Raw genomic sequence first — 20,286 nt, forward strand, 5'->3', positions numbered from 1 at the left:
CCATTACTCCGGCGGCAGTTTTACGATCGCAAACCAAAAATTTTCTATTGATTGTACAATTTTAACGAATTGATCGAAATCTACAGGCTTAGTTATGTAACAGTTTGCAGATAAATTATAGGCTTTGATGATATCTTCTTCAGCTTGGGAAGTGGTCAGAACGACTACGGGAATTCGCTTGAGGTTTTCGTCTGCTTTAATTTCTGCCAATACCTCCCGCCCATCTTTTCTGGGTAAGTTCAAATCGAGCAGCACAATATCGGGATGGGCTGCTTTAACATATTTTTCTTGTTTACGCAAGAATGCCATTGCCTCCACACCATCTTCAACCACATTTAGATGAATCGATATTTTACTATCTTCTAGGGCGATGCGTGTAAGTTGGGCATCGCCAGGATTGTCTTCTACTAGCAAAACCTCAATAGGCATAATCGCTGTTATTATACTCACGATTGTTTACCTGCCCTATCTGGAATTGTGAAGTAGAAAGTCGAGCCTTGACCCGGTTTCGACTCAACCCAGATCCGGCCGCCGTGCCGTTCTATAATTTTTTTACAAATTGCCAGACCAATTCCAGTACCGGGATACTTGTCTCTACCGTGCAAGCGCTGAAAAATTATAAAAATACGTTCAGCATACTGGGATTCCAGACCAATCCCATTATCACGTATCCAGAACAAACATTCATCTGCCAATGGTATAGAATTTAAACTTTCTTCGTCTGAATTTGCATTTGGCTTGGCTACCCCAATGTGAATTTGTGGCTGCTGATTCTGGCAAAATTTAATGGCGTTGCCAATCAGGTTTTGAAATACTTGTGTTAATTGGGTAGTATCAGCCATGACTTCAGGTAGAGTATCATGAGTGACAATTGCCTGACTATCTGCGATCGCAATTTGGAGATTAGCGATCGCTTGCTGTAAAATTACATCACAATCAACTAACTTAAAAGGCTGTCCACGGGTACTGACACGGGAATAATTCAACAAATCGTTAATTAAGGTCTGCATTCGCCGCGCCCCATCTACTGCGTAGGTGATAAACTGATCGGCACTGGCATCAAGTTGATTTTTGTATCTTCGCTCTAGTAGCTGTAAATAACTTGTTACCATCCGTAACGGCTCTTGCAAGTCATGGGAAGCTACATAAGCAAACTGTTCCAATTCAGAATTAGAACGGACGAGTTCTTGACTTTGCTGGGTTTCTTTTTCTAATAGTTGCGCTTGAGATAAAGCAATGCCAATTTGATTAGCTAGTTGCTTTAACAATTCTGTCTCAAAGTTATTCCACTTGCGAGGTGTGGCACACTGATGAGCCAGCAACAAGCCCCAAATATTATCTCTGACAAGAATCGGTACTACAAGGTTAGCTCTTATCGCAAACTGCTGAAGAAATTCTCGATGACATGGTTGAATGTGAGCAGCTTGAACATCTTCAATGGCACTGACTCTTCCTTGGCGGTATCTTTCTATATATTCTTCTTTAAAGCATTGGTCGAGCAGATTTTCTCCTAAAATTATCGGCCAATTAGGTAACACCGCCTCTTGTATTACTGTTCCCGAACCATCAGCTTCCAGTCGGAAAATTAAAACTCGGTCAGCTTGTAGTAACTTTTGTACCTCTGTCACCGTAGTTTGAAGAATTTCATTTATTTGTAAAGATTCTCGAATTTTCAGGGTGATTTCTGCAAATAATTGCGATCGTAAATTCTGCCGTTTTAATTCTTCATCTGCCCGCTTACGATCTGTGATATCTGTATAAGAACCCACCATGCGAACTATATCACCCAATGCGTCCCAAAGTGCCTGTCCTCGATCTAGAATCCATTTATAACTACCGTCTTGGCACTGGACTCGGTATTCACAGACATAAAACGGTGTTTTCTTGGCAAAGTGGTCTTGGAAGGCTTGAAGTACCCAATCTCGCTCATCGGGGTGGATTAGTTTTGTCCATTCATCCCTATCGTTGGAAACTTCGTGGTCTTTATAACCGAGCATTTCCTTCCACCGAGTTGAGAAGAACACTTCATTAGTCTTGAGGTTCCAATCCCAGATACCATCATTGTTACCATGTAACGCTAATTCCCAGCGTTCTTCACTTTCGCGTAGTGCTTCTGCTGTTCGCCGCCGTTCAGTAATATCTTGAAAATAAATAGACAAACCATCTTTTGCAGGATAGGCGTGGACTTGAAGCCAGCAATTTAGTGGCTGATACAACTCCTCAAATTCCACACTTACTTGTTCTGAGATTGCTTTGTGATACTCATGGTAAAATCTTGTGCCAATAATTTCTGGAAACACTTCCCAGATATTTTTACCCAGAAGCTCACTTTGTTTTTTTTGCAATAGCCTTTCTGCTTGACCATTAATATAGGTGAAGCGCCACATTTTATCCAGGGCAAAAAACCCATCAGTAATACTTTCAAGAAGATTATTGATGCGAGTTCTTGCAGCTTCAGACTGGGCGCGGGCTGCTTGCTCTTGCGCCATTAGCTTTTCAGTAACTTGAGATATTTCAGTTACATAACGCCTAAGTTCTAATTGGTCGATTACCAAGCGACCTAGAGCCACAAGCGCTTCAACTTGTTTTTGGCTCAATTCTTTTGGAACTTGGTCAATAACACACAGAGTTCCTACTATATCTCCCTTGGGGGTAATTAAGGGCACACCTGCATAAAACCGCGCGTAGGGATAGCCAATGACTACTGCATTATCGGCTAACTTTTCATCAGCTAAGGTATCAGGAATTACCACAACCTGACGTTGCTCTTGGCAAAGGTAAGACAAGCCAACACACCGGGGCATTTCTGATACATCTAAACCTACTTTTGCCTTAAACCATTGACGGTTTTCATCAATGAAATTTACCAAAGAGATGGAAGTACCACAAATAAATGCCGCTAACTGAGCAAGATTGTCGTAAGCTTCTTCGGGTTCGGTGTCAAGTATTTGATACTGGCGGAGGGCTTCTAGCCGCGCCATTTCTGTATCAATTTGTTCAGCGTTCATTAACTTTTATTAATAAATTTAGGTGTAATATTTTCAGTCAGCAGCATGACTGTCTCAAGAGTAACTTAACTTTTTTAACAATTCTTAGTCACTTTCCCGCCTCTGGCTGTTCAGGGAATTGTGTTTAAATGTCGTACTTTTACGATTGCATTAACTTTAGTGTAACAAATTTAGTCTGTATGATGAGATTAAATTGTTGCAGACTATTACTAGTACAGCAGGGCGGAAGTAAACCACCCATTTCACATCTATGAAACGCTTACACTGTATTCATTTTTAATTTTTAATTTTCAATTTTTAATTCCGCCTTGCGGTACTAGTCATTTGTCAACACACCAAAGGCTATTGTAAGAAAAATCATGATTTTGTTGATAAAAATCATGATTTTGTCAATAAAAATCTGAATTCTGACTCCTGAATTCTCCTACAACTGTTAAACTTTTACCAAAACAGCTTCTCGCAGCTTGGCAATCACATCACTAAGATTACCCGTGTTCATACGGTAACTCAGGGGATGGGCAATCAACCGCGCCGTGCTTTCATAGAGAGTAGCAATTTCAACCAAACCATTTTCGCGCAGAGTCCGCCCTGTAGAAACCAAATCCACGATCGCTTCTGACATTCCAGTAATCGGGCCTAATTCCACTGAACCATACAATGGGACTATTTCTACAGGTAAATCTAGACTGTGAAAATATTCACGAGCGCAATTTACATATTTTGAAGCAACTCTACCATGCGGAGGTAAATCTAAAGGCGATCGGTAAGAACTCGATGCTTTTACCGCCACCGACATCCGGCAATACCCAAACTGTAAATCTATCAAGTGGGCAACTTGCGGTTGCTTCTCCCGTAGCACATCGTAGCCAACAACACCCAATTGTGCTTGACCATATTCTACATAAACAGGCACATCCTGCGCCCGTACCAACAAAGCTTTTGCAACTCCCTTAGTATCAGGAATTTGAAGTTGGCGAGTTCCTGAATCTAAAAAAGCACTAAAATCTAATCCCGCAGATTGTAGCAAGCGGATGCTATTTTTAAGAAGTTCCCCTTTTGGCAATGCAACAGTCAGCATTCTTTTTCTTAATATCCTTGGAGTTCTGGCAGTTGAATAATATCTCTATATGCTTACCACAGCAGCATGAGAATTTTATTAGTTGATGATGAAGTTGAATTAACTGAACCCTTGAGTCGCCTGTTAACTCGTGAGGGTTACGTTGTAGATGCCGCTTTCGATGGCACACGTGGCAACGAACACGCGCAAACAGGCAATTATGACCTACTAATTTTAGATTGGATGCTGCCAGGAAAAACGGGGTTAGAAATTTGTCAGCAATTGCGACGACAAGGTAAAACTACTCCCGTACTGTTTCTCACAGCTAAAGATACTTTAGATGACCGCGTACAAGGTTTAGATGCTGGTGCTGATGACTACTTAGTTAAACCCTTTGAACTGCGGGAGTTACTAGCTAGAGTCCGGGCTTTATTGCGTCGTTCTGGTTCTCAAATCTATGAAACCACCACCGGACGTTTAACCGTCGCTGATTTAGAACTCGATTGTGAAAATCAAGTCGCCTATCGCCAAGGAAGAATAATTGAGTTATCGCAAAAAGAAAGCCAGTTGCTGCAATATTTTATGGAACACACTGGACAACTAATGACTCATGCTCAAATTATGGAAAATTTGTGGACAGAGGAAGAACAACCCAGTAGTAATGTGATTGCGGCATTAATTCGTTTGCTGCGCCGTAAGATTGAGGTAGGTAAAGAAACTGCACTGATTCACACAGTCTACGGCAAAGGCTATCGTTTTGGTGCTTCTTCAGTGGAGTCAGTTTAACTAATTCGTAATTCGTAATTCGTAATTCGTAATTCGTAATTCGTAATTCGTAGTTAAAAAGAAAGCAATACGTTTGGGTTAAGCATTTTTTCTTCCTCTCTGTGTCCTCTGCCGTTCGTTGAGTTTTAACTTTAACAGAACGTCGTATTAAATTAAAAAAGATATAAACACCACTTCATTTTTAATTTAGTGAACTACCATCAATAGCATTGCGGTAGCGACTCCGCAAACGTCTTGTAATTACGAATTACGAATTACGAATTACGAATTACGAATTATTGTTTTTGCGCCTTCAATTCTTGTCGAAGTTTGTTGTACAAGGATAAATCTACAGGCATCATAATCTGTGAAATTCCCTTCCAGATACCAAGTTGATGATTTGCACCCATATCTTCCATGATTTGTTCAGTGTAACGCAAAGAAAAGGAGGTGATGCATGTCCCCCTCGCTACAACACTATGGTATTGAGTTTTCATCCAATTGATATCTGCTGCCATTTCTTGATACATTGCTGACGGCGAAGGCAATAACAAATTGCCTTTGACATACTCTAGTAGCCACCAAGCACCAACTTCTGATGTCAACTGACTATAGAAACTGCTGTTATAGCCAACAAAACCCATCTGGGGAATATTAGGATGAATCAGATAACGATAAAGATTAAAATTACCATCTTCATCAATTATCTGTCGGCGATATTGTTCTTCGAGAAAGGGAAGTTCTTGAGTAAATCCTGTACCAAAAATTACTACATCTGCCTGCAACTGCTGACCACTTGCTAATTCCACACCATTAGGGATAAACTTGGCGATGCTCGTTTTAATTGCCTGAATTTTGCCAGAGTGTACGTACTTAAAGAAATCTGGGGGAGCGATGCTAATGGTACAGTTAACCACATTTAGAGGTAGTTCGGGCAACATTCCGCAACTATCAAGCCCGAATTGCAGGCGTATCAGCATCTCATTAGTGCGCCAGAAAGCCCATACTAGCGGCTTCCCCAGAGTGTGTAGTAATTTTTCAACCCGTCCCATCTGACGGTAGGGAAACCAAGCTTCTGAAAAGCGAGTTAATAAAATATACTTCAGGTTTACTAAACCCAAGAAAAATCTCGGAACCTTCCACATCGGTTTACGGAAGACGAGGGTGGATTTTTTGGCTATATTTGCCGCCAAAGTCGCAATATCGCAGGCAGATTTGCCAAAACCCACTACTACTACCCGCTTCCCCTCAATAATTGAAGCATCGTTAAATTCGGTAGAATGAATTACCTGTCCTCCAGATGCGACAAACTCTTCTCTACCAGGCAAAGAAGGTAACTTCGGGATGCTAAATGTGCCGTTGCACACTAGTACAAAGTCAAATTCGTGCTTTTCCTCTTTTGTCTCATTGTCATTACCATCTTTCACTCTGATAGTAACTACCCATCCTGGTTGTTCTCCAGTTTTGCGGGAAACATTGGTAACTTCTGTTTGGAAGCGAATTCTCTCAAGAACCCCAAAATTCTGGGCGTATGAATTTAAGTAATTCCGCATATCTTCTGCTGTGGGCCACTCTGGGTATGATGCAGGCATGGGATAGTCGGAAAAACTATATGTGTCACGTGTATTCTGGGTTGTTAATCCTGGGTAACTTCGAGATTGTTCCCAAACACCACCAAGTCCTTTTTGTTTCTCAAATACAGTAACCTTGTAGCCTTCTTCAACAAAAGTTTTCGCTGTCACCAGACCGCTAATTCCAGCCCCAATCACGCAAATTTGCTTGATTTCCATATTCTTTTTTTTAGCAGAGTTCGCAATAATTTCTGTAAAGATGAATTTACAGCAGGTTTTATTTATTTAAATAACATCAAAAAAACCTGTTTATACGCAAGTTATCAATTTAATCTGCAAAGGCGGTTTTGATAACTCGCAAATTCAAAACTTAATTGAATCAGGACTTACGCAATAACTCTCTGAAATTCTTATTACAAACAAGGAAAGAAGTTAAGAGAATTTGACGCAGCCTCACAAAGAATTGGTATTAGAACAGAGTTCGTAACGCACTATTATCACGGGTTTGATGCCATACTCTGGGCGCTCACATCCTACGTATATTTTCTCCAAATTAAACCGGATTCCTAAATTTTGCAGAAGGTTGTGGAATATTGCCTATCTTGCTAGAAACGACAACATTAGAATTTGCTACAAAGAAATTGGCTGTGGTAACAAAACAAGTTATGTTGGTAACTAAGGCATAAGCTGTTGTTACTAAAGAATAAGCATTGGTAACGAACAGACAAGCTGTAGTAACGACAACAACTTTATTTCTAACGTCTGCATCTGTTTTGGTAACAAATGCACAAGCTGTTGTTATTACAATAATTTTATTTGTAACGTCGTATTAAACTACGCAAATGTTAAGTTTATGATAACTGTTGACCACTTGCTTTTTGCATTAAAACTGTTCACTGCCTTGGGCTGCGGACTTGTGGCCGGAGTCTTCTTTGCCTTCTCGACTTTTGTAATGAATGCTCTTGCTCGACTTCAGCCGAGGGAAGGCATTGCTGCCATGCAGTCGATTAATATCACAGCGATCAATCCGTTATTTATGATAGCGCTCTTTGGAACAGCTTTCGCTTGCCTCTTTTTGGCGATCGCTTCGCTGTCAAAGTGGCATCAACCTGGTACAATCTACTTGCTGTTTGGTAGCTTGCTTTTTCTCGTTGGGACAATTCTGGTGACAATCGCCTTTAATGTGCCGCTCAATGATGCCTTGGCGATCGTCAAACCAGATAGTACTGAGGGTGCAAACCTGTGGGCTAGATATCTAAGCAATTGGACGCTTTGGAACCATGTTAGGACAATAGCAGCGTTTGGGGCAGCAGCATTGTTGACGATCGCGCTCTGCGATCGAACAGTGCAATAGGAATGGACAATACAGCACTTCCAGGGGCTATTAGGTACATTCTCAAAGCTGTGAGAAGAAAGGGGTAAGAGGAAAACTGTATTCCATAATAGCCGGAAGCGCTGTAACCTGTAACTCCATGCCCTATACTTTTTACTCTTCCACATCAGGTACTTTGATGAAGGGCACTATACCAGATTCCCGTCTAAATTATTGATGAACAAGTTACAATACTTTAAAAGTGGGTGACGAGGGATTTGAACCCGCAACCAATAGATTAAGAGTCTACTGCTCTACCGTTGAGCTAGTCACCCACACGAATAATCATCATAGCATACTTCTGACGATTTAGATAGTGCCGCGCTAAAAAACGAATTAAAGGGGGAATTTAATGGTGAAGGTGGTTTGACCGACTCCACTCTCTACATAAATTGAGCCGCCTAAATGTCTGACTCTAGCGGGGTATCTCTCAAATATCTCTCAATCAGATTAGTATACACCTCAAGCGGCAACCTCAGCTAAGTGATTGTTTATTTATGTTTTTCTTTGTTGCTTACCATCAGAATTTATGGTGGAGATTTTGATTTTTTATCATAGAGCCATAACCCACCTACAATTAATATGCCAAATCCAATTAAAATTAATTGTTTTTGTTGTTCATCTTGTTTGGTGGTAGTAGCTTGAGTTTCAAGGTATCTTATTTGGTTTTGAACATCTAGCTGCTCAGAGTCTCTTTCTCTTCGCCTCAACTCCCTATCCATTAAGGAACCTTGGGCTAAAACTGGAAGTATTGCTGATGAAGTAAGTGATAGTAAAGTAGCTAGAACGAGGTTGCTGTATTTCATATTTAGAAACAATTGAAAATTTATTAATTAAGGCTACCCCAGCTAATATGACAATACATTCGGGAAATTACTTATAGTGTTTCTTAGTCTAGTGAAGTAAAGTAGAAGCAACCTTTAATCAACAAACTTAGCTTATTGTTTGTCAACTTTGTATAAGATTTCTTTAGTAATTTCTCTTACTTCTCTGACTTCCTCAATAATTTTAGTGTGGTCAGTCACATAAGTACTATGATTTGCTTTACTATCAATAGACATATTTTGAACAGAATTAGCAAGAGTTCTAAAACTTTCAGTGTCACTTTCTAACTTTTCCACCCATTTGATAATGAGTTTATTTATCCCTACCCATCTAGCTAGGAGTACTAAACTTAATATGGTGACAATAATTCCTAAGCCAACTCCAGCGCTCTGGGTTAGTATTTGGTCAACTATTTTAGATTCCGTATCAGGGGATAGATTAATATAATTTATTTCTTTAGCAAGTTGAGATTTTTCTATTTGTGTAGACATTTTAATATAGTTAGTTTCTTTAATAATTTGGGGTTTGTCTGTGGGCTGAGTCATCTTATTGGGGTGTATTTACAAATTTACAAAAAAAAGCCCCCAATTAAGGAGGCTGAAAGTTAAATATTAAGTTACCATTCAAATAAGTCTGTTTGACTTCTATACCAATCAATAAAAGCTTGACGGTCTGTTATAGTTGGCATTGTGTCATTAATCTTTTGGGTTCTTTCCTGTTCAAAAGCTTGGCTAGTAATAGTATTTTCTGGATAATCAAGAATATACTCATCATAAGTGTTATAGCCCAAACTCATGGCTATAGAATTATAGTAAAGAAAGTCTTCATGTCTAAACTTCCAATACAATGCTTCATACATTGCCCAGTCAGGTATAGGGGTAGCTTCTCTAGTAGGGCTAGGTAAACTACAATCAATTTCATAATATAAAGTTTCATAAGATGTAGCCCACTCATCAAACTCAAAGCATTTAGTAACTCCATTACTATCTTGAAAATATCTACGTTCAATAACCATTCTATTATTCCTTTAATTTAAGCTATTGTTAACCAATAGAGAGGAGAGATATTAAGATTAAATAAAGTGGATGTGGGGGCAGTGGTGGGTAAAGCAGCATGAGTATAGTTAGTACTATATCCAAAGCTATTAGACCCAATAGGTACACTACTGGCTCCAAAATTAAAGTTGCTACCTATAAAAGTATTTGAAGTTCCAGTTGAGGTAACCGTAGGGCTACCACTATTACTTAAAGCAATCCAATAGTTACCAGGGTTTAACGATAGAGACATAGTAAAAGCTCTATTACCAGTTGCATCAGCGAGGGCAGTATTACTTGCAAGTAAAGTATCAGGTAAAGCGGTAGATAAATTATGTGAATAAATGCCCCCAAAAAAAGTACTACCAGTCGCAGCAGCAGTAGTCACGTTTACTATAAATTGACTTATGGTAATTGGGTAAGCAACATAAAATATACTATATCTAAGAGATCCGGTAGTTAAACTTAGGGTACCTGCTGATGGCACCTTATCTGTATGTAAATAAGATAAACCTGACTTGTATCCAGGGTGAGAATTGGGTTGTACTTTATTCTCCCATTTACCACTTGTACCATTGTAGATAAGTATTTGTGATTGGGCAGGGCTTGTAATAGTTGCATCAGTAAGCGAAGCTATGCTACTAGAACCAGCAGTAGTTGGCTCATATCTATTATTAGTGGAATTAAAACTAAGTACCTGACCATTAGTGGGAGCAGTGGTATGTACGTTTATCCCTCTAATCTGACTAGCATTCCATTGAGCAGTTGTGTTACCAACTTGAGCAGCAGTTACGCTGTGTGGGTTAGACGTATTAGTAGTGTGAGTTGTTAAATCACTTTGTCTAGCAATGGTAGTAGGTATTTGTGCAATAGGAATAAGAGTGCTGGCATCTAAACTTGCTACTCCATTGGCGGCACCCCTGGCAGTAGTTGCAATTGCACCTACTTGAGCAGCAGTTACACTGTGAGGATTGCTTGTATTACTAGTGTGAGAAGTCAATGCAGTTGTATCTGCTTTAGTAGCTAACCCAGTAGTAAGCTCAGTATCTCTTGTAATAGCATCAGGTATTTGGGAGTCAGGTATTTTACCAGCAGTATCTAAAGTAGCTACTCCACTTGCAATTCCTTTATCTGTGGTAGGGATTGCACCTACTTGGGCAGCAGTAACAGAGTGAGGGTTGCTTGTATTAGAAGTATGTGATGTTAATGAAGTAGTAGAGGCAGCTCCAAGGGCAGTAAGGGCAGCAGATGCAGTTGTGCTACCTGTTCCACCTTTAGCCACAGAAAGGGTTCCTCCCAGGTTACTGAGAGTCAAATTAGCTTCAGTTACATCTATGTCAATTTCACTATTAGCAGCGTCATTGCTAACAGTAATTTTGGATGACCCAGCATTAATATTTTTAAATTCTAAATTAACACCTGTCTTCTGTTTAAATAAACCTACCCCACCTACACCAACATTACTTGCAGTATTTGTTTCTCCAGCAGCAGGGAGAGATTGGTTAATCCATTTAGAAGTAGAGCTATTGTAAACTAGTGCTTGGCCATTACTAGCAGAAGAAATGGTAACGTCAACTAATTCTGAGATAGCATCTTTGGTAGCAAGCAGATTATCAACTTCAGCTTTACTATAAGTACTAGAGGTATTAGCTTTATTGGATAATAGGGTATCAGACTGAGCTTTTGTATAAACATCAGAAGAGTTAGCTTTAGTCCCAATTAAACCATCAACTTCAGTTTTATTGTAAGTAGTAGAGATATTAGCTTTACTGCTTAGAAGGCTGTCAGTTTCAGATTTAAGATATACAACTGGGTCAGCAGAAGAAGAGTTAATCTTCACTGCTCCTGGAGCTGACGGGGTGGCAAGGATAAGGGTATTTTGTAAGCTAGATAATATGAAGGATATCACTGACTGATGTTGGGGTGCAGAGGAATCACCACCACCTTCACGCAATACAGATAATTCTAAGTCAGAGGTTCCTACAGGTACAATGGCATCAAAAGTATCACCCCCTGGTAGAACAAATCTATAGAAAGATGCGCGTTCACCTTCTTCATTACACCAGAGAGTAAAGTTTATTTTACCTTCTCTATCTGTGATAAAGTTTTTAGTAACTTGAGGGTACTCTATATTGTCAATAGTATTACCCTTCATGTGAATTACTTGAACAACTGCATTTCTTAGGGGTTCATTATTTAGCCCAATAAATGTAGATTTAATAATTCTTTGAGTTGGCATATTTATTTTATGAATAAAAAAGGTCACTTTAAATTAATAAAGTGAACCTTAACTTTTTAGTATTTAATAATTTTATTTTTTGCTAACCAAGGTTGCATATTTTCATGGGAACCGTTACCACCTTGGGCATTAATAGTAATACCTGAAGCAGCAGGGTTTAAGCTAACATTAGTTTTATTACTACCAATACCTATACCAGTACCAGCAGCATAGATGCCAATATTTGAGGCACTATTGGTTACTAATTGCACCCCATTTAAATTTGTGGCTATATAGCCCTGTCCTCCAACATCCTCCCCGGTTATGGCAACATTTACTTTAGCTAAAAACCCATCTGTTTGGTCTCTTTGACCTGAGTTACCATCTGTGGTATTTGCATAAATAGAATGGGCGTGTCCTGGGTCATATACCCCATGAGCATGTCCTGGGTCACTTAATCCATGTGAATGTGCAGATTCATTTACAGAGTGATTATGTCCTGGGTCATTTATTCCATGAGTGTGGCTAGGGGTTTGAGCTAGGTTTAAAGTAACACCCTCTAATCCTCCTGTTTGTCCAAGCACTCTATTGGTTAAGCCTGTGCCAGTACCAGCTCCTACAGCCACTCTACCTCTACTATCTGGTACTCTGAAGTTAGTACCAGACTGACCATAAGTGTAACCAATTGCTGCAAATAACTCAGGGTATGTAGAGGGGGCATAGAAACTACCATCTTCCCATAACCAACCTGAAGGTAATATTGAACCAGAGAACTCCATTGATGCCCCAGGAGGGATTAATTGAGTAACAGGAATGGTGCTAGGGGTAACTCTGTCAATTACTTTATTTCGTAGGTCAATTACATTTCCTGAAAGCACCCCACTAGCGGTAGTAACTTTAGCCATAGGGAAAGATTCATTAGGGAGACTTGAGGCAGCTTGTACAGTTCCATCAGACCCTACAAAAATGAATCTGGTAACATTATTAGGAATATTGATTGAACCTGGGCTAATGCTGACTAGCGCACCAGTTGATAATAGTAATACCCCACCTAAATAGTTGAAAGTTAAACCTGACTGGTAACTAACTTTTAAGCGGTTATAGAAACTATAGAAGTTTGATTTAATTTGACCTGGGGTATCATCAAGGTACTCATCTAATACTTTAGGGCCATGACCAAGAAAATCAGCACCATCAACTATAGGATTAGCAATAGCATTAGCAATTTCAGCAGTAAAAACTTGCCCATTTTGTAGAATAGGTCTCATATATTTTTAATTAATAATAATTTTTTGTATAATTAAACTGAACCAATAGCAACCCAATTAACCCTAACAGGAATACTAGCCACACTTGTTGATAATGTAAATGTTGTGGTTGTTGGGAAACCGTTTAATCTAAAATTTGTTGTAGTAGCGCTAGCATCTCCATTAGTTAAAACAACTACTGGAGGGGAAGCAAAAGTTATTCCAAAAGTTATTGTTGCTAATCCTGAGCTATTTACTGTCACGACAGAACTTTGGTAACATACCCTCAAATTGTTAGGTAGATTTATTACGTTATTACTATTAGCACTAGTTTGTTTTATTTTATCTAGTAAAACATTATTAACCCATGCTGTTGTTGCTATTGAAGTATCATTATCAGTTGTTGCTGGGGTAGGTGCTTTGGGGTCTCCAGTAAAAGTTGGGCTAGCTAAGTTAGCCTTTAGAGCTAAACCTGTATCAACATAATTAGTGTTAGCAGCTTTTGTAGAGTTGTCCCCAGCAGGTTGAGATGGTACAACAACATTTCCAGTAAAAGTTGGGCCGGCTAAGTTAGCTTTAAGAGCTAAACCTGCATCAACATATCTGGTATTTGCTGCTTTAAAGGTGTTGTCACCTGCTGTTTGGTCAGGTACAATAACATCCCCAGTAAAAATAGGACTAATCAAGTTGGCTTTTAAAGAAACATTAGATTTAACCGATTCCAGCTCATCATATACAGTGTCTTGTGAAGCAGCCAAACCTGAACCATTCCATGAAGTCCCATAAGGGGTAGCATCACCCAAAAGCAGACTACCATCTGGTTCAATAGGAATATTCATCCAACTGGTAGTATTAGTTGGTAATACTCCTGTAATTGGGTTTAGGTCTTTTGAAATGTAGGTTCTATTTAGATAGGTAACTAAATCTCTAAATTTGTAGGTAGTAGTGGGGTTATACTCACCTTGGGGAAATGGGCCACCAATGGATTGAGCAAGCGCTGGGGTAGTTGAGATTAACCTAGCAACTCTTAAAGCCCCAGTATCAAGTACATCATTTACGATTCCTGTTGGTACTAGCGTTGCAAATTGAACTGGGCTAACATTAGGAACCAAAGCATTAAAATTAAGTAATGCAGGCTCAATTAATGCCCCTCCAGTATCAGTTTTAAAGAATTGAAAGTTATAAGTAATTCTTGAAGTTTCAGATTGTGGCAGGGTTATGTCAAGAGCACCTGCTGTTATGCTGAAGGTATATGATTGAGGTAGATAGATTGTGTCTGGGTTGGTAGCCTCATCAATCAAGGTACCAGCTAGCGTAACAATAAGTTTACCTGTAATAGGATTTCCAGCAGAATCTTTTAGTGTTCCTACTATTTGAGTCATTTGTTTATATTATTTAAAATTAAGGAATATAATCGTCATTAAATATAATTTCACTACTGCACCAACAGGGGCCATATAAGGAATTAAGTTTTTGAGTTAACTTAAACTTATTCCCATATTTATATGCGGTTGGGAGGTAAATTATATATTCCCAAGCACTAGTTCCTAATGGGTCTCCAGTGGTAGAAGTTCCTAAGATAAAGTTGCCTCTAGAAGTTATTAAGTGCTGTATACCAAAACAATTTAATACTAGGCTTAATACTTCTTTAGACCCTTTGTTAGCCCAAATATTAATGAATGAGTTAGAGATTAATAATCTTTTAGTTTCAGTTGCCCAGGTTTTATCCCAATAATCTCCTGTAAACCCAGTCAGGGGTGCTAAGAAATCTAGCCATTCTGGGTCAGATAACAGGGGGTCTAACTGTCTAGGTAAATCATCAATTTTTGCCTTGGTATCTACCAGTAACTCATCAAAATAATCTGTTAACCATTCAGTAACTTCATTAGTTTGATAACACTCAGGTAATCTACTATATATAGGCTTATTGGTAGCCCAAGATTCAGAGGTTTGCATTATACAAACCCTCCGAATGAAATTGATTCACCTGCCCCGCGTAGGCTTTCGTACACTACCCCATTCTTATCCACTAATTGCATGAATAGGGAATAAGCATAAGGTAGGGTATAGTTATTTGGTATAGGAATATTAGAAGGAGTTCCATTTATGCTGAGGGTTCCTCCATCTACAATTACACCCGTGTTCCTCAGAGCATAACCAACTTCAAAGAATAATATGTCTTTGTTTAATGGGTAATAACTAGGATTTAAATAATCTTGGTATGCTTCCCATAGAGTATCAAAGGCTTCTTCTGGGTTAACACCGGGAGACAAATTATATTGTAATTCTGCACTAATGGGTAGTAACTCAATAGGACTAACATAGAGAGCAGTGCCCAGTTGAATTCTATTTGACAACTCAGATTTAACATAGTTAATTTGAGCATCATTGGCAGGTTCCCCATTTGAGTTTAGGAGAAATAAGTGAACTGCACCCAATTCTCTTGTAGTCTTATCTCCACCAAGTAAACCTATAGCTTTACAGACTGAACCTTCCCCTAATAAGATTTCAGCAGCTTGCTCATAATCATCAGCAGAAACTAAGTTTTTAAGTCTAATTTGAGTAAGCGCTCTATTAATAGCAGAAGCCTCACTTTCTAAATCTGAGCCACCCGATGCAGCTTCAATATTAGTGACACCAGCAAGGTAAGTTAATGGTTGGGTTATTCCAGTAATAGAGTATGCTGAGATATTGTAATCAGAACCTACTTCCTCAGCAGTAGCAGTTACACTACCTGACACTAAGCCTACAGGAATTACCAGAGGCGCATTAGTGAAGAATGAAAGTTTACCTTGACTATCAACTACTTCAAACCCTTCAGGAATTGTAAATATAGTATTTTGAGGGGAGTTTATAGTAAAGGTTAGCGTAGTTTTAGCTTTGGTTCCAGAGCTACGGGTAACTCCAGTAATCTTAAGAAAGTCGATTACTAAAGCTAAAGGTAATTGATTTGCATAGTAAAGTAATTCAGCCCCAGCAAAGGCTTGACCTTGTATTAAAGCTGCAACTGGGGAATTCTCAGTAAAATCATTTAATAGGCCGCCAGAGGCATTGTAGACCTTTAATTTAGCTTGTTCTACAATCTCTGCCTCATTTCGTTGGTCAAGGGAAATTGAATTTAATATAATGTCAGCCATATTTAAATAGTTATTTTTATAGGATTTTGTTCAAGTTCTCCATACGACCAATACACTAAGATTACAGCTTCACCTTGGTCATTGATTGTTCCTTCAACTTCAAATTCAGCATCAGGGATATACTTCTCTAACCCTGTTTTAAATTCAGAAGTGATAAGGTTAATATTTGAGATACTAGTAAATAAGGAATCAGTTCTCCCATAATTGGGAACCATTACCCTTTCATTAGTTTCAGTTTGAAGCCAACTAAAGATATGTCCTTTAATTAAATCAGCCTCACTAGTCACAACAAGATTTCCCCTTACTGGGTCGATAGTAAGGGGAAAGTTAATACCTTGAGTTATCATAAATTTCTGTTATCTAATATATATGGGTGTCCCATTACTTAGCTCCAACCCTTTGAAACTACTGTTTTTCCATCATTAGTGGTGGCAGTAAGTGTGCAGATTTGCTTACCATTAATTGACATTGTGGAACAGTTAGTAAAATTAATTCCCCAGCCACCGCAATTAATAGTTAATACCCCGCCAGTCATCTCGCTTGTTCCGTTGCTATATAACTTAAACGCCCAAGTACCTGCCTGCAATAAGATATATTGAGCTGCACTTAAAGTAATAGCCTGAATAGCTTGCATAAAAATGTTTCTTTTAGAGTAAGCTTTAACATCTTCTGTAGCTGTGGAAGTTATGCTTTTTTCAGAATTAATCGCTACTTCACCATTTACATTTAAAGTGTCAGCTCCACTTACTGAAACATTTTTATCTCCAGGAATGGTGGAGTGATAATCATTAACCACATCTTCTTTATCCTTGGGAGGGTTAGTATCATTAATTATGGGTAGGTAGTATGCATTACTTTCTAAACCATCTACAAAGAAAACTATTACTGTTGAATTAATGGGAGGTAAGTTAGCATCTACTCCAGAAGCAATATCAAGCCTTCTAATCCAGTCACTTTCTAAAGAAGGGGATGAGGGAAAAGATACTTTAATTCTGCGCCTACCTAGTTCATCTTGGTTATCAATTACTACCCCTAAAGAAGGGTAGGTATTCTACCTTGTTGGTCAAGCGCGATTTGATTTGCTTTTTTAGATTGGTTGAGTATTTCAAATATGTTATTCATTACTTATAATTCACTTTAAGCAGGTACAAACTTGAGGGGATTTAAATCGAGATTATTAAGTCTTACTTCAAAATGCAGATGTGTACCCCGGCTATTTCCCGAATTACCCTCTATACCTATAATCTGTCCTTGAGTTACTTGTTGACCGTTAGTAATACCTATTGAATATAAATGGGCATAGCGGGTTAACCAGCCACCTCCGTGGTTAATATCTACATAGTTGCCATAGCCAGTATTACTATTAAGAAATACAGAGGCAGTACCAGCAGCAGCAGCTAATACTTGACTACCAGAACCATTACCACTTACAGAAGAGATATCAACGCCTTTATGGTTAGGCCGCTTTGGATTTTCACTCCTATGTTTACTGGTTACAACTCCTCTTCTCATAGGTCTGATAAATTGGGGTGCATTAGGGTCAAACCCATTACTTCCAGCATTACTAGGTGCAGCCCCAATTACAGGATTGCCTATAGATTTAACTGAAGGAATATCACTACTAGCAGATTTGTTTTTCAGAGGAGAATAGCAACTAGCTCTGCTTACAAAACTTCCACCAGAGTAGGTATGGGTAATAGTGTCAATTACCCACATTCTGTCAAGGAATTTACTAACACCTTTAGTCTGAAATAAGGTGTCAGGGTCAAGTGTCAACGCTTCAGGTGTGGTGGGGAATTCAGCTTGAGCTAAGATGCCTTTAATTCTGTTTTCATCACTCACCCGTTGACTATCAACAGTATCAGTAGCCCCTGTAGTTGTAGGGGCAGGAATAGGGCTTATAGCTCCTGTGGTGGAAGGTAAGTTATCCCCACCTGTGCCAACAACACTTTCCTTTTTCTTCTGAACCATTACTCCAGTGTCAGGGTCAACCTCAAACTTACGCTCCCCAACTGAGGTAGTTTCACCTGGTTTAGATGACCTAGCACCTCCTGAACTGGAAGTCTGAGCTTGATGAGAGACAGTGAAAGTAACCCCCATGTTTGTACCATATTCAAGTACAAAAACATTCTGGTCAGCTTTAAGCCCTTTCCTTGGCCCTATATACAATGTTGGACCAACACAGTGAACCCTGTAACCAATTCTTCTAGCTTCAATTAGTAATGCCTCATAATCTGTGATTCCTCTTTGGGGGAACCTAGTATATAGAGGGCCATCTTCAGGCATCTCCAGCTTCATTCCATAGTTGGAAGTAATCTTTTGAGCTATCTTCTTAAAAGTCAAATTGGTGTAAACAGTATTCCTAACTATTTGAGTTAAAACAACAGTGGCAGCAGTTCCAGAAAACTCAAGGGCATCAGGTTCAAATAGAGAAAACTTGAGTCCAGTGTGTATGAAACTATAGGCTGCGATCGCCTTACCTCCATAACCCATCTCAACTGTAACTTGAGCACCTGCTAGAGTCTTAGGAATTGGGGCAACTTCAGTAGTAGGTGATTGAGAAGCTGCTACTGAGGATGCAACATTAGAAGTAGGGGTTACACCAGAAGTGGCATTATCAAAAGCTTTAATTATCTTCAGAGCAATAGGTAGTAAAGTGTCATTTAAAGTTTGATAGTTACCAGAGCTAACAGCCGTCTGAGTTATGGAAGTTAGAGCAGCACCAAGGTTAGTTACTTCTAATATAGTTATTCCCCTACTAGGTGCGCTCAAAGCTTGCCTGTGGGTGAAAGAATAAGCACCAAACTCATTAGCTAAAGCAACGTCTATTACAGATAAATAATTACCACTACGGTCATATTTACCGCCTGGAATTACACCTGACCTACCCGCAGGTTCATCACAATGGATTTCAAAAGCATAAGCCCCTGTTTGTTCCTTGAGAGTTTTGATAGCATCCTGATAAGCTCTACGGGCAGCATCACTTCTACCAGTAGGTACTGTTGGGGCAGCTACTACGGTATACCCAGCTTGAGGTAGTTTAGCAAGCAGCATTTCAGTCAACTTATCATTGACTACAAATTCTAAAGTTCTAGACTCACCCTTGTAGGTTACTGAAGAGGTTGCAGTACCATTTGTACCACTACTTGAAGCCCCATCAGCTATATGCCCAGGAACCACAATAATTGACTTTGTTGCTGGTAGCAAAGCAGCAGGCCAATCATTTATTTTAGTGGAAGAAATCTGAGAGTTCTTAACTTGAGTACTTTGTTGAACTGCAACCTGTTCTTTAGTTTGATTACTAGTTGATGAAGTAGAAGTAGTTGTGGAATTTTCTACTAACTCAACTTTAATATTAGTTAATATCCCAATGTTATAAGCAGCTTGATACCCTTGAGTATTAGTAAGTTCATTAAAAGCTTTTGTAAAAAGGTCAATACCCCTATCAGCTAAACTAGGATTTGGCCCCCAATCTTGGATATCACAGATAACAGATTTACCATTATCTAAATTAGTGACCTTTACTTTGTCTCCAAACTTGAGGTCAGTAAACATTCCTTGAGAACCGAACTGTTTAGCAGCAGCAGGGTTGTTATACCTCATTGCACAACCAAAGTCTCTGTCAGGGTATAGAGTATTACCCCTTGACCCACTAGTATCATTGAATACGGTAGCCTTAGTCTTATCAAATAGAACTTTACCAGTTACACCTACACCCGCATTAGCGGTAGGGATTATTGAGTTTGTTATTGATGTTACAGAAGGGCTAGCTGTTGAATCTTTAGGGGCTGTTACTGGGTCTAAACCACCCACACTTTCAACATAGGTGTAGAACTTATCAGTAAGGGTCTTCTGAGGGTCATAGACAGTGAAGTTACAGCTTGATTGAGCTTTACCCTCCCCCAAGGTTACAGAGGCTTTAATGAGCTTTCCATCCCCAAGTGTAAATGTTTCTGCTTCAGTGCTACCTTTAGCCCCTATAGTAATTTTAATAAAGGGGTCTAATAGCTGTTGAGAAGAATTAGGATTATTAATATTGAATTGGCTCATAA

General features: G+C 39.1%; 17 protein-coding genes, 1 tRNA gene and 1 pseudogene. 2 read left to right on the plus strand and 17 right to left on the minus strand.

Translation table 11 applies throughout. From position 1 onward, the window contains the following. Positions 1-3: 3 nt before the first annotated feature. The 3 genes from RMZ41_RS01580 to hisG form a co-directional block, all read right to left on the minus strand. A complete protein-coding gene (locus tag RMZ41_RS01580; RefSeq protein ID WP_409874713.1) occupies positions 4-429 on the minus strand; it encodes a response regulator in 426 nt (141 codons plus the stop codon). A gap of 17 nt (positions 430-446) precedes the next feature. Then, positions 447-3,008: a GAF domain-containing protein gene (locus tag RMZ41_RS01585; RefSeq protein WP_322639776.1), complete on the minus strand. Its 2,562-nt coding sequence runs from the start codon at positions 3,006-3,008 to the stop codon at positions 447-449. Positions 3,009-3,441: 433 nt separating this feature from the next. After that, entirely contained in the window at positions 3,442-4,086 is a 645-nt protein-coding gene (hisG, locus tag RMZ41_RS01590) for an ATP phosphoribosyltransferase (protein WP_322639777.1), read from the minus strand. A gap of 66 nt (positions 4,087-4,152) precedes the next feature. Between hisG and rppA the strand changes: the two genes are divergently transcribed. Further along, a complete protein-coding gene (gene rppA / locus RMZ41_RS01595; RefSeq protein WP_322639778.1) occupies positions 4,153-4,851 on the plus strand; it encodes a two-component system response regulator RppA in 699 nt (232 codons plus the stop codon). 275 nt (positions 4,852-5,126) lie between these two features. Here rppA and RMZ41_RS01600 read toward each other — a convergent pair whose 3' ends face one another. Next, complete coding sequence (locus tag RMZ41_RS01600) at positions 5,127-6,620, minus strand: flavin-containing monooxygenase (protein WP_322639779.1); 1,494 nt, start codon at positions 6,618-6,620, stop codon at positions 5,127-5,129. A gap of 634 nt (positions 6,621-7,254) precedes the next feature. Here RMZ41_RS01600 and RMZ41_RS01605 point away from each other — a divergent pair. Further along, positions 7,255-7,755: a DUF1772 domain-containing protein gene (locus RMZ41_RS01605; RefSeq protein WP_322639780.1), complete on the plus strand. Its 501-nt coding sequence runs from the start codon at positions 7,255-7,257 to the stop codon at positions 7,753-7,755. Positions 7,756-7,976: 221 nt separating this feature from the next. Here the strand turns inward: RMZ41_RS01605 and RMZ41_RS01610 are convergent. From RMZ41_RS01610 to RMZ41_RS01670, 13 genes and pseudogenes are all read right to left on the minus strand, one after another. Beyond that, a tRNA-Lys gene (locus RMZ41_RS01610) sits at positions 7,977-8,048 on the minus strand. A 252-nt stretch (positions 8,049-8,300) separates the two neighbouring features. Next, complete coding sequence (locus RMZ41_RS01615) at positions 8,301-8,579, minus strand: hypothetical protein (protein WP_322639781.1); 279 nt, start codon at positions 8,577-8,579, stop codon at positions 8,301-8,303. Positions 8,580-8,711: 132 nt separating this feature from the next. Then, positions 8,712-9,143 carry a hypothetical protein gene (locus RMZ41_RS01620; protein WP_322639782.1) on the minus strand — a complete coding sequence of 144 codons (432 nt, stop codon included), beginning with the start codon at positions 9,141-9,143 and terminating at the stop codon, positions 8,712-8,714. 71 nt (positions 9,144-9,214) lie between these two features. After that, on the minus strand, positions 9,215-9,613 hold the full coding sequence (locus tag RMZ41_RS01625) for a hypothetical protein (RefSeq protein ID WP_322639783.1): 399 nt from the start codon (positions 9,611-9,613) through the stop codon (positions 9,215-9,217). Positions 9,614-9,630: 17 nt separating this feature from the next. After that, positions 9,631-11,871: a hypothetical protein gene (locus RMZ41_RS01630; protein WP_322639784.1), complete on the minus strand. Its 2,241-nt coding sequence runs from the start codon at positions 11,869-11,871 to the stop codon at positions 9,631-9,633. Between the two features lie 56 nt (positions 11,872-11,927). Continuing rightward, a complete protein-coding gene (locus tag RMZ41_RS01635; RefSeq protein WP_322639785.1) occupies positions 11,928-13,118 on the minus strand; it encodes a tail fiber protein in 1,191 nt (396 codons plus the stop codon). A gap of 32 nt (positions 13,119-13,150) precedes the next feature. Further along, positions 13,151-14,479: a hypothetical protein gene (locus RMZ41_RS01640; RefSeq protein WP_322639786.1), complete on the minus strand. Its 1,329-nt coding sequence runs from the start codon at positions 14,477-14,479 to the stop codon at positions 13,151-13,153. Between the two features lie 19 nt (positions 14,480-14,498). Beyond that, entirely contained in the window at positions 14,499-15,053 is a 555-nt protein-coding gene (locus tag RMZ41_RS01645) for a phage tail protein (RefSeq protein ID WP_322639787.1), read from the minus strand. Next, positions 15,053-16,234 (minus strand): baseplate J/gp47 family protein, encoded by a 1,182-nt coding sequence (locus tag RMZ41_RS01650; RefSeq protein WP_322639788.1) that lies wholly within the window; start codon positions 16,232-16,234, stop codon positions 15,053-15,055. The genes RMZ41_RS01645 and RMZ41_RS01650 overlap by 1 nt, the downstream gene beginning before the upstream one ends. 2 nt (positions 16,235-16,236) lie before the next feature. Beyond that, on the minus strand, positions 16,237-16,581 hold the full coding sequence (locus RMZ41_RS01655; RefSeq protein ID WP_322639789.1) for a hypothetical protein: 345 nt from the start codon (positions 16,579-16,581) through the stop codon (positions 16,237-16,239). A 38-nt stretch (positions 16,582-16,619) separates the two neighbouring features. Further along, on the minus strand, positions 16,620-17,030 hold the full coding sequence (locus tag RMZ41_RS01660; protein ID WP_322639790.1) for a hypothetical protein: 411 nt from the start codon (positions 17,028-17,030) through the stop codon (positions 16,620-16,622). Between the two features lie 51 nt (positions 17,031-17,081). Continuing rightward, a pseudogene (locus tag RMZ41_RS01665) lies at positions 17,082-17,258 on the minus strand (hypothetical protein); the annotation flags it as partial. Between the two features lie 113 nt (positions 17,259-17,371). Further along, positions 17,372-20,284, minus strand: a complete 2,913-nt coding sequence (locus RMZ41_RS01670) for a peptidoglycan DD-metalloendopeptidase family protein (RefSeq protein ID WP_322639791.1) — start codon at positions 20,282-20,284, stop codon at positions 17,372-17,374. Positions 20,285-20,286 lie beyond the last annotated feature (2 nt).

Source organism: Nostoc sp. DedVER02, assembly GCF_034530675.2.
GTDB lineage: Bacteria > Cyanobacteriota > Cyanobacteriia > Cyanobacteriales > Nostocaceae > Nostoc.